The sequence below is a fragment of the Sphingomonas sp. BK481 genome (assembly GCF_014194875.1).
In the GTDB taxonomy this organism is placed as follows: Bacteria; Pseudomonadota; Alphaproteobacteria; order Sphingomonadales; family Sphingomonadaceae; genus Sphingomonas; species Sphingomonas aerolata.
This window is the reverse complement of sequence record NZ_JACIAP010000023.1, coordinates 1-13,797: the sequence shown is the minus strand read 5'-3', so window position 1 is coordinate 13,797 and position 13,797 is coordinate 1. Positions and strand designations below refer to the sequence as shown.

Here is a 13,797-nt window from a genome sequence, read left to right as displayed (position 1 = left end):
TCAGGGGCTGTATAGCGAACTTTGTCACGTACGGGATACGCACAAGCGACGTCGCGGTTCGACATCGTCCTCAGGCTGGCGACGGCGTGGCTGCCGCTGCCGTCTTCCCCGTGAGGTCGGTGATGACCGCGCCGATCAGAGCCCGTAGCCAGCGGTGTGCGGGATCATGCCGATAGCGGACGTGCCAAGCCATTTCCACGGGAAAGCTGCCAAGGTCGACCGGAGCCGGCAGGATCTTCAGCCGGGGGTCGTGCATCAGCCGCCTGCAGATGAGCGAGGGCAAGGTGGCGCAATAGTCGGTCACCGCCACCATCTCGGCTACCGCGAAGAAGTTTGTCACGGAGATTGCGACGTCGCGCTTCAGCTGCTGTTGCGCCAGCGCTTGGAACAGCCCGGCGCGCATCCGTCCGGGCGGCACGATGTTGACGTGCTTCATCGCCTCGAACTGCTCGCGCGTCATGGCATCGCCGACGCCCGGATGGTCGGCGCGGACGGCGCAGGCGAGCCCTTCGTCCATCAAGTGCTGGACGACGAGGTTGTCAGGCGGATCGACGATGCGGCCCAGCACGAGCGCCGTCGTGCCCGACACGACGCCTGTTTCCACAAGATCGTTGCCGTAGGGCGTCAGGCGGAGCTTGATGCCGGGCGCGACCTTCTCCAAGCGCGCCACGACAGCGGGGACCAGGACGAACTCGACATAGCCGTTCGGCGCGATGGTGAAGAGCCGTTCGGCCTGTGCGGGATCGAAGGCCTGCTGACCGAGCACCGCGTCGTCAAGCTGCGCGAGTGCCTCGGCGATCAGCGGCGCGAGTTCAAGCGCGATCGGGGTCGGCTGGATGCCGTAGCGCTCACGGACGAACAGTTGGTCCTGAAGCATCAGTCGTAGACGCGATAGGGCGTTAGACAGGGCGGGCTGTGTCATGCCCATGCGCTCGGCGGCCCGCGTGACGCTGCGCTCCTCCATCAACGCGACGAAGATCGGCAGCAGGTTCAGATCGTAGCGCATGCAGTCATCCTGTTAGCGTTATATCTGAAATCAAAAAGATAAACTTCTGGAATATGTCAACAACGCCCATTTCCCATTCATCGGCGACGGACGCCGCGAACATGGAGGTTCAGATGAGCAAGGGACAGGTTCTCGTTCTTGGATCGAACGCGACGCAGATCGGTCTGCGTGGCGGCGGTACCGCGACGGTCGGTCAGTATCTCAACGAGACGGCGGTCCCCGCGCTGGCTCTGCTCGACGCCGGCTATGATATCGTTCTCGCCACGCCCAATGGGGCCAAGCCGCACATCGACGCCGTCTCCGTTTCGGTTGATCATTTTGGTGGCGATGAGACGGCATTCCAGCGAGCCAAGGACTTTTTTGCCAGCCACCCGGCGATGAACGACGTCCGCAGCTTGCGCTCTGTCGTCGAGGGCGGCCTGGACGGCTTCGTCGGAGTGTTCGTGCCGGGCGGCCACGCTCCCGTCGTCGACCTGATGCAGGACCACGACGCGGGCACGATCCTCCGTCACTTTCACACGGCGGCCAAGCCGACTGCGCTCCTCTGCCACGGACCGGTAGCCGTTGTCGCTACGCTCGACGATGCTCCGGCCTTCCGCAAGGCACTGGAGGATGGCGATGACGCTGGGGCGGCCGACCTGGCGCGAGACTGGATCTACTCGGGCTACCGCATGACCGTCTTCTCGGCGAGCGAGGAGAAGATCGCTGAGGAGCAAGTGCTGAAGGGCGAGCTCTTCTTCGACATGGAAAAGGCGCTGCGCTCGGCCGGTGGCGTAGTCTCGGTCACTGACAAGAACTTCGCTTCGAATGTCGTCGTGGACCGGGAGCTGATCACGGGTCAGAATCCGGCGTCGGACCAGGCCATGGCCGACGCTTTGATCGAAGCCCTCGATCGCGCCGCTGCGTGAGTACCAGGATGACGGGCGGGGCGCTCAGGATGCGCCCCGCTTCGCATATAACCATGACAAGGAACGGTGCCATGACAGCCAACGTGAAGATCGTCGCCGTGCTCACCGCCCGTGCGGATACCGTCGACCGCCTGCACGCTCTGCTCGACGCCATGTTAAAGCCGAGCCGTGCCGAGCCGGGCAATTTGCGCTACGATCTTTGGGAGGACCAGAGCGATCCGAACCGCTTCGTCCTCGATGAACTGTACGCGGACGCGGATGCGGTTGCCGCCCATCGCGCGACGCCCCACTTCCAGAACTACCTCTCTCAGATCGGCGATCTGGCCGAGCGCGGCGCGTTCGTCCTCAACCCCGTCTCCGCGACCTAAGGGTGCTGCCATGGACAAGTTTAAAGAATGGGTGGGGTCGGCGCTGCTGGCACAACCGTTCTACATAGAGGAGCTGCGGATGATCGGCCTGTTGGCACCTGCGCTTCGCCTGAGCCTTATGGGCCTCGTTTACCCACGCGGCGGCTACCGCTGGCGCGGGGCCGCGATCCAGCGGAAAATCAACATCTGAAATCAAGGAAACACAGTCATGACCAAAGGTATCGAAGGCAAGGTTGTTCTCATCACCGGCGGCAGCACCGGTATCGGCGCGGAAACCGCGCGGCTTCTCGCTGAACGCGGCGCCAAGGTGGCCATCGCCGCCCGTCGCAAGGACAGGCTCGACGAGGTCGTCGCGGACATCGCCTCAAGCGGCGGCACGGCACGTAGCTACGCGCTCGACGTCACCGACAAGTCGGCAGTCCAGTCCGTCGTCGCCGCGATCATCGCCGACTTCGGTCGCCTCGACGTGCTGGTCAACAACGCCGGGCTGATGCCGATCCGTCCGATGGCCGAGGTCAACACCGACGAGTGGGACCAGATGATCGACGTCAATCTGAAGGGTGCGCTTTACGGCATCGCGGCGGCCCTTCCCGGCTTTCTCGAGCAGGGCAGCGGCCACATCATCAACCTGAGCTCGGTTGCGGGCATCAAGGTCTTCGCACCAGGCGGCACGGTCTACTCCGGCACCAAGTTCGCCGTCAGCGCGATCAGCGAGGGCCTTCGCCAGGAGGTGGGCGAAAAGGTCCGTGTCACGTCTATCGAGCCCGGAGCCGTCGAAAGTGACTTGAAGTTCACGACGTCGGGCACGGCTGCCGAGACGGTACTCGACTTCTACAAGCAGGCCATCCCTGCGGCGTCGGTGGCGCGTGCTATCGCGTTCGCTGTCGAACAGCCTGATGACGTCGACATCAACGCGATCGTCATCCGGCCGACCGCACAGCAGTTCTGATTTCGACGAGGAGGCGGGGCCGCGTGTGCTCCGCCTCATGGGGAACGTACCGGCCCGCTCTTCCGTTACTTTGCCGAATAATGACTGTCGGTTTCACTTGAGGATTCATTTATGCCCAAACTTGCCCTGTATGTACCACTGAAGGCCAAGCCCGGAAAAGAGCGTGATGTCGCCAATTTCCTGACCTCGGCATTGCCGCTCGTTCAAGCTGAGGCGGGCACTCTGACCTGGTATGCGATCGAGGAAGGTCCCGGTGCGTACGCGATCTTCGATACGTTCGACACAGAGGAGGATCGGCAGGCCCACCTTGACGGCAAGGTTGCCGCCGCACTGATGGACAAGGCAGAAGAACTGTTTTCTGAACCGCCGCAAATTCACAAGTTCACCCTGCTGGCCGCGAAATAGCGGAGTGGTCGGTACCTAAGCTGCCGTTTGATTGCAGGGTAAGGTTCGTGTTTCTATCCGGAATGGGTGGACCGGCCGTATCAGGAAATGAATAAATGAATATGGCAGGTCATCCGCGATAGTGGATGACATTGTCTTCTGCACTTATCACATCTCTGAATTTAATGATAAGGCGCCGTTGATGTGTCGTGACATGACGGCACCATTCGTTCGCGGGAGATTCTTGAGCACATCAATTTGGCGCGTTATTCGGCTGTTTTGGCTCAATCATTCAGAAAACCCCGGGTCAACCGCGGTGACACATCGCCGGCTCCCGCTTCCAGATTCGACCCATTCCAACGTGTGGTCGAAATGCACCTGATCGAACGTGCGTTCGGCCAGATTTACGACCTACAGCGCCGCCTTGAGATAGCGGGCGGTGAGACTGCCTTCCGCTTCCGCAACGACGCCAGGGACGCCGCTGCCAACGATACTCCCTCCATCTTCCCCGGCCCCCGGTCCCAGGTCGATGATCCAGTCCGCCTGTGTGATGGCGCGCATGTCATGTTCGACGACTACGACGGTAGGCGGCAATGGTCCGTGCCGCTATCGACATGTAACGACCGTACTTCGGCGCTTGTTACCGCATCGCGACGCGTTGCCCATTTGCCAGAGCGCGCTTCATCATGGCCGGGGTCGGGCCATGATGACGGCCGAGTTGTCGATCCGAGCGCCTCGCGCCGCTTCGGATCGGCGGGTCAGTAGTGAATGACCGTGCGGATCGACTTGCCTTCGTGCATCAGTTCGAAGGCCTCGTTGATCTCCTCCAAACCCATCGTGTGGGTTACAAATGGGGCCAGATCGATATCGCCTCTCATCGCATCCTCGACCATGCCGGGGAGCTGTGTCCGTCCCTTGACGCCACCGAAAGCGGACCCCTTCCATACGCGGCCCGTGACGAGCTGGAATGGGCGGGTGGAGATTTCCTCGCCCGCGCCGGCAACGCCAATCACGATCGACTGACCCCAGCCACGGTGCGCTGATTCAAGCGCGGCGCGCATGACGTGGACGTTGCCGATGCACTCGAAGGTATGATCGATGCCCCAGCCCGTCATCTCGATCAGCACTTGCTGGATAGGCTTGTCATGGTCCTTGGGGTTGATGCACTCGGTCGCACCGAACCGGCGTGCCAGCTCGAACTTGGATGGATTGGTGTCGATGGCGATGATGCGACCCGCCTTCGCCTGGCGCGCACCCTGAATCGCCGCGAGGCCGATGCCGCCGAGGCCGAACACGGCGACCGAGTCTCCGGGCTGGACCTTGGCGGTATTGTGGACTGCGCCGATGCCGGTCGTGACGCCGCAGCCGAGCAGGCAGACATGTTCGGGGTTTGCCTCGGGATTGATCTTGGCGAGCGAGACTTCGGCGACGACAGTATATTCACTGAAGGTTGAACAGCCCATGTAATGATAGAGGGGCTGACCATTGTACGAAAAGCGGGTGGTCCCATCGGGCATCAAGCCCTTGCCCTGCGTTTCGCGGACAGCGACGCACAGGTTGGTCTTGCCCGACAGGCAGAAGTCGCACTTGCCGCATTCGGCGGTGTAGAGCGGAATCACGTGATCGCCCGGTCCGACGCTGGTGACGCCTTCACCGACCTCGACAACGATGCCCGCGCCCTCGTGGCCCAGAACCACCGGGAAAACACCCTCCGGATCACTCCCCGCCAGCGTGTACGCGTCGGTGTGGCACACACCGGTGTGCGTCACCCGTATGAGGACTTCGCCTTTCCGGGGTGGGGCGACATCGATCTCGACGATTTCGAGTGGCTTGCCCGCCTCGAAGGCTACAGCGGCGCGAGATTTCATGTTGGGATACCTTCGTTGAGTTAAACCGATTGCTGGTGCGAGGCCGTTGCGTCAGCGCAAATTCGTGGGGGAGCGATCGCTCACTCCCCCGGTATGCCGGTCAGACCGTAACGACGACCTTGCCGATCTGGTCGTTCGATTCGAGGAAGCGGTGAGCGTCCTGGATGGCGTCGAGCGCGAAAGTGCGCGCGATCCGCGGCTTGAGCGCGCCCGATTCCAGACCCGCCACGATGAACGCCTTAGCGCGATCGAGGGCGGCATCGTCCGAGACGATCTCGCTGTAGAGATACCCCTTGAGCGTGAGGCTCTTGCCCAGCACGGAGAACAACGGGAACGGCGTCGGTTCGCCGCTGAGCGCGCCATATTCGAGCAGGATGCCTCCGCGTGCCATGCTCTCGGTCAGCGGCTCGAACGACGGGCCTCCGACCGGATCGAGCACCACGCGCGCACCCTGACCATCGGTTATCTCCATCACCCTCGCTACCAGATCCTCTTCCCCGGTCGCGACGACATGATGTGCACCGGCATCGATCAGGGCCTGGCGCTTGGCGCCGGTACGCGTCGTCGCGATTACCGTCGCGCCGACCATCCGCGCAATCTGGAAGGCTGCAAGGCCGACGCTGCTGGAGGCAGCAGTGACGATGACAAAATCGCCCTCGCCGAGTTTCGCCTGCTCCACCAGCGCACCCCAAGCGGTGACATACTGCATCCACACGGCCGCCGCTTCCTCGAACGTCAGCGCCGCCGGATGTTTGACGACGAGGCGGGCGGGCACGTTGGCGACCTCGCCATAAGTGCCCCAGCGCGCGATATCGAGCGGGGGGATGACGCTGACGGCTTCGCCTTCCGCAAACCCGGTCACGTCCGCGCCGACCGTAACGACAGTGCCGGCAGCCTCATAGCCAAGGCGGCTCGGGAACTCGGCTTCCTGAAGATAGGCATGGTTGCGGAACATCACCTCGGCGCGGTTTATGCCTATTGCCTTCACCGCGATCTGCACTTCGTCAGCCGCGGGCGCGGGGACTGCCACATCTTCAATCCTGAGGACGCTGGCGTCGCCATATTCGTGGATACGGACGATGCGGCTCATTGGAAAATCCTTGATTATTGAATGATCGTTCTGTAAGAGAGCGGAGCACCAGTTTCAAGATATTATTTATCGATCGTTCCATATCGTGCACCAGAGATGACAGAGACGAAAGCCCGGCGCCGCGCAGGTCGCCCTCGTGTGTTCGACACTGACGCTGCGCTCGACAAAGCGGTGCGGCTGTTCTGGCAGCGCGGCTACGAGGCGACATCGATGGCCGATCTGGTGGCGGAGACTGGCGTCGCCGCCGCCAGTCTCTATGCAGCGTTTGACAACAAGGCGGGGCTGTTTGCGGCGGTAATCGAGCGCTACGCCGCGACGTTCAGCGTCCACCTCTATGCACCCATCAACGATCCGGCGTTGTCCACCTACGAGGCCGTCAAAGGCCTGCTGGAACGAGCGGCGTCACTATTCTCGGAACCTGGAACGCCGGCCGGCTGCTTCATGTATTCGGCAGCGGCAGCCGTGTCGCCGGCGTCCGCCGCCATCGAATGCCTGCTGCGCGACAAGCGTATCGCGGCGGAGGCCCTCCTGATCGAGCGTTTACATCGGGGCGCCGCGCAGGGCGAGCTTGCGGCCGATACTGATCCGGCCGTCCTAGGCAAATTCATCAATACGGTCATGGAAGGCATGTCCGTTCAAGCGCGCGACGGCGCTACGATCAACGAACTTCTCTCCATCGCCGAAATGGCACTCGATCGATGGCCGGCTGCGGTTTGATCGTCCAGGCGAGATCCCAGCAGCCTGTTTTTCAACAGCCACGGTCGGTTTTGGAACCGCTGTCCGGAGCGCGGTTTTCCGTCTGTTTGTAGGTATCAGAACCGCGTGTCATAATCAGGCTTCCAAGGCTCTTAGATTTTGGCGCTAACGACCGGGACTTGGCGAGTGCCGGCAGACAGTTTCGTGACGCTCGGGCGGCCGCTCCTGTCCGATCCGGACATTGGCGAAACGCCAGTGAACTTCGTAATCTGGTCGGAAGCCGTCAATTCACTCTACCGGACGCCGTCTAACGGTCCTTGCTGGGCTCGACCGTAGTCGCACGTTCGCTGCTGTAAGCCGGGCCACTGTCACCTATGCTCGGCCGTTCGCCTGCCTCGATGCGGGTTGCTAGATCGCTGTGAAGCGAGCCGAGCTCGGGTGGAAAATCCACACCAGCCGCAGACCCCAGCCTGCGCTCCGTATCGTCGAAGAGATCTATTGCGCCTGCCAGTTCGGGTTCACTGTATAGCGCTGCGCTTTCCCCTGCTCGCCATAGGCCGGCAAGTTGGTGGGACCGGATCATGCAAGCCGAGGCCGTTCGATCGCCCGCAACCGTGGTGTCCGGCGGTCCTGGCGGCGCGGCCCCCCTCCCCTTGATCTCGGCCCGCGTAATTGCCACCAGGCGGTAGCGCAGGACCCGGGATTCTGAGGTATCCGTTGGTGAGGGCTGCTGCTGATGGTTCAGGAAAGAGATAAGCTCCGCGGTGGTGGTGGTCGACGCGGCGTTGCGCCAGTCCGTCAAAGCCCGTTCCTTCGATGCCAGATCCGCAGGCTGGGTTAGGATAAAGCGCTCGAGGAGCGGATCGCTGGCTACTGCGACAGGCAGGGGTGCCCGGTTACCGTTAGCGGCGGCATGGGCGAAGCCGATCGCCGCCGCAATCGTACCCAGTTGCGTTTTCATGATCTCACGATCGTCGATCGATCGCGCTAGGATCATCTCGAGGATCGGCGTTAGATCCGTCACGGCGGCCTGGCCCGCATCGATCGTGTCGAGCCTGCTGACGATCTCTTTGTGTGTCGCCTCAATGCGCTGGCTGCTCTCGGTCAGCGCATCGAGCTGCTCCTGAACGAGCGTCAACGCGTCCAGAACGCCCGCCAGAGCAACGCTTACCTGGTCCGTACTCATCGTTCTGGCCTCCCCCTATCCGGCGAACGCGCGCGGTCCAGAGTTGAGCGATCACGATCCAATATCTCGCGAAGGACCTCCTCCGGCTTGCTTGGCGTCGGTGCTGTGGCCTGCCGTTCGGCCTCGGCCATAAGCGAACGAAGGCGCTCGGATACCACTGAGGGTCGGTGTTCATGCGGAGTGTCTTCGGTCCGCTCGGGGCTCTCCCGGAGTGCTTGCTTGGCCTCCAGCTTTCCACGCATGACGCGTGAACGTTCCAGTGCTGCGGTGATCGGATCGCGCCCGGGGTCCGCAACAGCCGGGCGCGTCCGAGCATCGACGACCGCGTCGCGCCTGCGGGACGGTGAAACGGCACGCATCGCCCGGGCGGAGTTGGGCTCGGGCGGCGGCAATGCCGCGACGAACCGTTCGAGGCTCTGTGCGACCACCTGATCGGCAAGGGAATGCGAAGCCGACAGCTCCGCGACGGATCGCATATAGGTCGCGCGAACGATGGCCTGCCGACTTGCAAGAACGGCCTCGACCGGGTCGGAAATACCCTGGTCGCGAAGGCGCCGGGCGCGCTCGGCGCGGCCCGTATCGATCTGCGGAACCTGCCCTTTGTCGCGCATCTTCCGTACCGCGATGTGTTCATGCGCGGGGTCGATACCGCGCGCTCTGGTCGGCGTGGCGTTGGCCTGGATGCCGCGTTCGCGGAGCTTCTCGGCGAAGCGCTGCCGCCATCGAAACAGATCATCCCGGTCCGGATGGAAGCGGCGCCCATCGTAATCGCGACGTGCGATCGTGAGGTGAACGTGCGGATGGTCGCGATCGACGTGAAGGCCGGCAACCCACGACCGGTTCGCAAACTCCTCGGCTGCGAAATCCAGAGCTGCCGCTTTCAGACGCTCCGGATCGGTCCCCGACGGCATCGAAAGGATCATCGATATGGACGTCGCACCCTTGCGTCTGGCGTCCCCGTCCATCTCGAAGTTGTGCCAATCCTTCGCGAGAATCTGCATGTCCCGTCCGTCGCGCAGCACGACGCCCTCGCCGGTTTCAAGCCCGAGTTCCTCGTCGGGACCATGCCCCAGCCGACTGATGTAGGCGAAGTTGGCAAGGACGTGTCCGCCGCCATGCTGACGCCCCGTGATCCGCACCATAACCTCTGGAACTCGACGTGATGTGCGATCCGCAGCCATGATCGCCCGGCCGCTCATCCGGGCCTGCGGTCCTCCCCCGAAAGCATGTTTCGCCTGCGCACTGGGACGCGAAGTGGCCAAAGATGATGCGGCCTTCGGGAACATCGATGCGACGGCAAGGCCGAGCATTGTGCCCCCCGTTTTCGGGCCCTTTGCGCTGCCGCCTCCAGTCCCGAGGCGGTACTTCTTCGGCGGCGCGAAGACGCCCGCCATGGAGTCCATCGTTCCGGAAGAGAAGCGGAAGCTCACGCTACTGAACCTCGGTGAGTTTCGGTCCAGTACCCGACCTCTGCCCCGATCACGGCCGAGAGGGCCAGCCGGGTCGTAAACAGCAGCGCGTTCAGCTCTTCACATTTTTCGATAAAGGGACCGGCGATGCGGGCGATATCGAGCGAGCTTTCGGGCTGGTTCGCTGCGTTCATCGCGTGGACCGCCTGGTTGATGTTTCGGCCGATCAGAAGCACCTGCTTGCGCAATTTGACGATCTCAACCTGGGTGGCCGGAGCCAGCCTCAGCACGCCCGCCTTGTCCCAAAGCTGCCAGCGAAGCGTGCGTTTGATCCATTCGTTTCGCGTCATCTTCATCGGCGCCGCTACGGTGTCGATGCCTTCGACCTCGCTCCGGTCGAGTCGGACGGTGACGCGAACGAGGTCGTCGGGATGCCCCCTGCCCTGAATTGGCAGCACCGGGATGTCATCGTTCTCCGGGGCCAGCACGGCGTTGGCCAGTACGCTTGCCATCCAGCTGCTGCGGGTTTGCCCATTCGCCGCGGCAACGCGGTCGATCTCGGCGACCAATTCGTCCTTCAACCGCAGGCCTACATTCATCCTAAAAGCCCCGTGCAGCGGCCCCCACAAGCCAATGTTAAACATTGGTGCCGTGAGGCATATCCTGCCATCCCTAGTAATTGCCTATCCTCATAAAACAACGACCTCTTTGGAGCTAAATCGCTCCAAACGCGGAGGTGAAAAGTGATTGACTGTGCGCTTGCGACAAGTAGCTTTCGGCGTTGTGGTCCCGGCGCAAGGCGTTTGCACGATTAGGCACGGCTAACTGCTATTTCCTGGATTGCCCGCAACCTCCTAAGTTGTTCTCTATTGGAACCGGATTCGAAGAATGGCCCGAACAAGAAACGCCGTCGATCTCGCAACAATCGAGGCTCGGCGGGAAGTTCTAAAAGCGGAACTTGCTCATCTGGACGAACAGGCAAAGGCGGCGGAGCAGACGGCTCGAGACGCTGGTCGTCCGGTTCTTACCGCAGCGCTCGAGCGGGTTAAAATTGCAGCGATCGACAAAGCGGATGCCCGGGCAATCGCGACGGCTATCTCGAAACACGGCGGCAAAGCGGTGGCAGGCCAGCTTGCGTCGCTACGCTAGACTTCCCGATCCACCCTCCGGACGAGAAGCCGGCGTTGGCTTGGCATCCAGATTAGGGCAGCCTCATCGGATGCCTCAACGCTTGAACCTGACCACTCTCCTTGTCGACGAATATGACACCGCGCTCTCCTTCTTCGTCGAGAAGCTTGGCTTCGAAGTGCGTGAAGATACCGCGCTGACTGATGACAAGCGGTGGGTGGTGGTCGCGTCGCATGGTGCGGCGAACGGACTGTTACTAGCGCGAGCTGTTGGCGACCGGCAACGTGAGACGATCGGCTATCAAAGCGGCGGTCGCGTGTTCCTGTTTCTCGAAACAGACGACTTTGCCCGTGACCACCTCGCTAACACGCAGCGGGGCATCCGTTTTGTCGAAGCGCCTCGACATGAACCATACGGCACGGTGGCGGTCTTCGAAGACCTCTACGGAAACCGATGGGATTTGATCGAACTGAGCGTGGGCAAGGGATGACCTTCGATCCGCCATTCTATGCGGTAACGGGATTGGGTGGGATCGAACGTAACGATGCCCCAATCTTGGTAGCCACGGGCTGTCCGGGCGTTCCTTTGACGGGGGCTCAAGGCCGGCGCTCGCTTCAGCGCGGCCGAGCAGGATATCCGAAAGCAGATTGACGGCGCCAAATCAGGCTGTCCCCTCCCCTGCCGGCCGACCGCAGATTGCGTCGTGTCGGTGGCCGGCAATCGCCCGTGCGCCGCTGCACGCTGGCGCCGTTCGTATGGTGTTTCGGTCGCCGTCTCGGTCCTGCCAAGCGGGGTATCACGCCCTATCCATTCGATCGTGGGGCCGCCTTTAACGAGGTTCTGCGGCGCGCGGGCGGTCAACCAGGATTGGGTTGCGTCGCAGCGCTAACGGCCATGCAAGGCCCCTGCCCTACCTATTGACTAGCGCCATCGATCTCGCGTTCGTAAAGCAAAAGCGCCGCATCAGCGACGACGTCGGCGAGCACGCGTTTGCGTGCCGGGTCGGCGTCACGAAGAGCATAGAGTCTCGCAGCGGTCTCGGGATCTACCCTCACGTTGATCGCGATATTGCGATTGCCGGTTACGCGTGGCGGCCGTTGAAATGTCCCGGCTTGGGGACGCTCTTGAGGCACGGGCGCCGCTACAGGCGGGGCAGCTACAGCTGGGACAGCCGGACGCGACGGAAAGCCGGCCCCGTCGCTGATCTCGCGTAGCTTGGCTGGATCCTTGTTCGGGGGCGTATCATCGAACTCCGAGAGATCGAGCCGGGACCGGGTCATGCTGCCTCCTTCACGCTACGCGCCTTACGCAGCCTTGCGATCACCGCTGCCGCATAGGCCTCGGCGTTCTCGAGCGCTGCCTTCATGTTACCGACGCCTTTGTCGTTGATGGTGCGAAGCGTTCCACCAGCGGCGAACATCGCGCGATAGGCCTCGCGATTGTAGATCATGACCGGAAGGACTGGAATTTCAGCATCGTTGAACTGCTCCGCGATGTCCTTCTGATTGTTCGAGCGCAGCGCCGGCGGGATTTGGCTGAACAGGATCGCATAATCGATCTCTGTCCTGGTGCCGCGCGCAGTCTGCTTGACGAGCTTGATAGCGCGGGCAGCCTGGGTGGCATCCAGATGCGACCCCTTGCAAGGAATGATCACCAGATCGCTTTGCGCGATTGCGAACGTGACGGTCGCGGTCGCCGCGCCTTCGAGGTCAACGAGTGTGAAGCGCGCCTCCGACGCGCCCCTCTCAATTTCATCGATGATCGCGTTTTCGTCGCGGCACCCCACGACAGTTATCGCATCCGGTCGTCCCGGTAACTCGCCCCAGTCGACCAGCGGAAGGTTCGGGTCAGCATCGATCAGGCGTACGGTACCCCCCGCCTCCGCCAACTCTCCGGCGAGCAACAATGTCGCGGTGGTCTTGCCCACCCCGCCTTTCGGCGACACGAAGCTGATGACTGGCATGCTGCTCTCCCGTTGCGGCCAGGTTGCTACCATGTAGCAGCCAGCGTTCATGAAGCGGCTATATCGCAACCTAGCAGCTAGCGTCTAGCGACTTTGACGCAATCTGACAGCGAGCAGCTTGCGGTATAATTGCGATTTGATCGCAACTAGGCCGCCAGTTGGTAGCGAGTTTTTCGCGAGCCGATTGCAGCTTGGATGCGACCATGTTGCGACTGGAAGGCGACGTGCTGGCGATCTGGTTGGTAGCGTGTTGCTGCTTGCTACCAACCAGCGATGCTCGCCCTTGCGATACCGTCGAGACGCGGTTGTAAACGCGCGAGAGGCAAGGCTACCAACCGTGTATGAACATGCCAGATCGTAGCTATCGGGTTGCTACCCGAACGCAATCCGCGATCAGGTCGCTACAATGTCGCTAGCTCGTTGCTACCAAGCAGCTACCAGACGAAGGAACAAATTCCCTCAGTTCGCGTGTCGCCAAATCAATTGATGAAACCGCAGTGCAAAGCCACAAATCGACAAAAGATTGAGACGCCGAACGCGACAAACGCGATCGGCGTTCACCAAAGCGCAAAATGGCGAAATCGATCGTGAAGTACCCACGGCCCGATCTCGTTCGACACGACCTGCACCACACCGGATACAACGACGCTCAAGAAGAAGACCCAATCTTCTAATCGGGCGGCCGAGGCCGCCCGGACGATGCTCATTCCTCCCAGAGCGGCTTGAGCTTGCGAGTTCGCTTTACTGGATCGTGTCCCACCGCGTGGTGTAGCTTCAGCGGCGTAGCCGCTTTGATCTCCGGACATGGCCGGGTCGATCACGCCGCCATGGACGACAACGTG

18 protein-coding genes are annotated in these 13,797 nt (G+C 62.0%); 9 read left to right on the top strand and 9 right to left on the bottom strand.

The window, feature by feature from the left end:
* Nucleotides 1-70 precede the first annotated feature (70 nt).
* Nucleotides 71-1,006 (bottom strand): LysR family transcriptional regulator, encoded by a 936-nt coding sequence (locus FHY04_RS21385; protein WP_183937820.1) that lies wholly within the window; start codon nucleotides 1,004-1,006, stop codon nucleotides 71-73.
* Between the two features lie 113 nt (nucleotides 1,007-1,119).
* On the opposite strand from FHY04_RS21385, the gene FHY04_RS21380 reads away from it, so the two are divergent.
* From FHY04_RS21380 to FHY04_RS21355, 6 genes are all read left to right on the top strand, one after another.
* The gene (locus FHY04_RS21380; RefSeq protein WP_183937818.1) at nucleotides 1,120-1,914 is read left to right on the top strand and encodes a type 1 glutamine amidotransferase domain-containing protein; all 795 of its coding nucleotides are present in this window, start codon (nucleotides 1,120-1,122) and stop codon (nucleotides 1,912-1,914) included.
* Between the two features lie 71 nt (nucleotides 1,915-1,985).
* Nucleotides 1,986-2,282, top strand: a complete 297-nt coding sequence (locus FHY04_RS21375; RefSeq protein WP_183937816.1) for a putative quinol monooxygenase — start codon at nucleotides 1,986-1,988, stop codon at nucleotides 2,280-2,282.
* A 10-nt stretch (nucleotides 2,283-2,292) separates the two neighbouring features.
* Nucleotides 2,293-2,472: a hypothetical protein gene (locus FHY04_RS21370; protein WP_183937814.1), complete on the top strand. Its 180-nt coding sequence runs from the start codon at nucleotides 2,293-2,295 to the stop codon at nucleotides 2,470-2,472.
* A gap of 18 nt (nucleotides 2,473-2,490) precedes the next feature.
* Entirely contained in the window at nucleotides 2,491-3,231 is a 741-nt protein-coding gene (locus tag FHY04_RS21365; protein ID WP_183937812.1) for an SDR family oxidoreductase, read from the top strand.
* A gap of 111 nt (nucleotides 3,232-3,342) precedes the next feature.
* Nucleotides 3,343-3,636, top strand: a complete 294-nt coding sequence (locus FHY04_RS21360; protein ID WP_037093999.1) for a putative quinol monooxygenase — start codon at nucleotides 3,343-3,345, stop codon at nucleotides 3,634-3,636.
* Nucleotides 3,637-3,987: 351 nt separating this feature from the next.
* Nucleotides 3,988-4,380, top strand: a complete 393-nt coding sequence (locus FHY04_RS21355) for a hypothetical protein (RefSeq protein WP_183937810.1) — start codon at nucleotides 3,988-3,990, stop codon at nucleotides 4,378-4,380.
* Here FHY04_RS21355 and FHY04_RS21350 read toward each other — a convergent pair.
* Nucleotides 4,374-5,483 (bottom strand): S-(hydroxymethyl)glutathione dehydrogenase/class III alcohol dehydrogenase, encoded by a 1,110-nt coding sequence (locus FHY04_RS21350; protein ID WP_183937808.1) that lies wholly within the window; start codon nucleotides 5,481-5,483, stop codon nucleotides 4,374-4,376. The two genes, FHY04_RS21355 and FHY04_RS21350, sit on opposite strands and share 7 nt — an antisense overlap.
* Before the next feature lie 100 nt (nucleotides 5,484-5,583).
* Nucleotides 5,584-6,573 (bottom strand): zinc-dependent alcohol dehydrogenase family protein, encoded by a 990-nt coding sequence (locus FHY04_RS21345; protein WP_151989526.1) that lies wholly within the window; start codon nucleotides 6,571-6,573, stop codon nucleotides 5,584-5,586.
* A gap of 138 nt (nucleotides 6,574-6,711) precedes the next feature.
* On the opposite strand from FHY04_RS21345, the gene FHY04_RS21340 reads away from it, so the two are divergent.
* Entirely contained in the window at nucleotides 6,712-7,290 is a 579-nt protein-coding gene (locus FHY04_RS21340) for a TetR/AcrR family transcriptional regulator (protein WP_234422445.1), read from the top strand.
* 286 nt (nucleotides 7,291-7,576) lie between these two features.
* On the opposite strand, the gene FHY04_RS21335 is transcribed toward FHY04_RS21340, so the two are convergent.
* Genes FHY04_RS21335 through FHY04_RS21325 form a run of 3 tightly spaced genes read right to left on the bottom strand, consistent with a single transcriptional unit; the run spans nucleotide 7,577 to nucleotide 10,445 of the window.
* A complete protein-coding gene (locus FHY04_RS21335) occupies nucleotides 7,577-8,455 on the bottom strand; it encodes a hypothetical protein (protein WP_037529360.1) in 879 nt (292 codons plus the stop codon).
* Nucleotides 8,452-9,885 (bottom strand): relaxase/mobilization nuclease domain-containing protein, encoded by a 1,434-nt coding sequence (locus FHY04_RS21330; RefSeq protein ID WP_311725918.1) that lies wholly within the window; start codon nucleotides 9,883-9,885, stop codon nucleotides 8,452-8,454. Before FHY04_RS21330 ends, FHY04_RS21335 begins: the two co-directional genes overlap by 4 nt.
* Nucleotides 9,882-10,445 (bottom strand): hypothetical protein, encoded by a 564-nt coding sequence (locus FHY04_RS21325; protein WP_234422472.1) that lies wholly within the window; start codon nucleotides 10,443-10,445, stop codon nucleotides 9,882-9,884. The genes FHY04_RS21330 and FHY04_RS21325 overlap by 4 nt, the downstream gene beginning before the upstream one ends.
* 307 nt (nucleotides 10,446-10,752) lie before the next feature.
* Here FHY04_RS21325 and FHY04_RS21320 point away from each other — a divergent pair, with 307 nt between their 5' ends.
* Nucleotides 10,753-11,013 (top strand): hypothetical protein, encoded by a 261-nt coding sequence (locus FHY04_RS21320; protein WP_183937806.1) that lies wholly within the window; start codon nucleotides 10,753-10,755, stop codon nucleotides 11,011-11,013.
* 70 nt (nucleotides 11,014-11,083) lie between these two features.
* The gene (locus tag FHY04_RS21315) at nucleotides 11,084-11,482 is read left to right on the top strand and encodes a VOC family protein (protein ID WP_183937804.1); all 399 of its coding nucleotides are present in this window, start codon (nucleotides 11,084-11,086) and stop codon (nucleotides 11,480-11,482) included.
* 424 nt (nucleotides 11,483-11,906) lie between these two features.
* Here FHY04_RS21315 and FHY04_RS21310 read toward each other — a convergent pair whose 3' ends face one another.
* The 3 genes from FHY04_RS21310 to FHY04_RS21300 form a co-directional block, all read right to left on the bottom strand.
* Nucleotides 11,907-12,272 carry a hypothetical protein gene (locus tag FHY04_RS21310; protein ID WP_133192393.1) on the bottom strand — a complete coding sequence of 122 codons (366 nt, stop codon included), beginning with the start codon at nucleotides 12,270-12,272 and terminating at the stop codon, nucleotides 11,907-11,909.
* Entirely contained in the window at nucleotides 12,269-12,955 is a 687-nt protein-coding gene (locus FHY04_RS21305; protein WP_183937802.1) for a ParA family protein, read from the bottom strand. Before FHY04_RS21305 ends, FHY04_RS21310 begins: the two co-directional genes overlap by 4 nt.
* 557 nt (nucleotides 12,956-13,512) lie before the next feature.
* On the bottom strand, nucleotides 13,513-13,797 hold a 285-nt coding region (locus FHY04_RS21300), incomplete at its 5' end, for a hypothetical protein (RefSeq protein ID WP_221211928.1).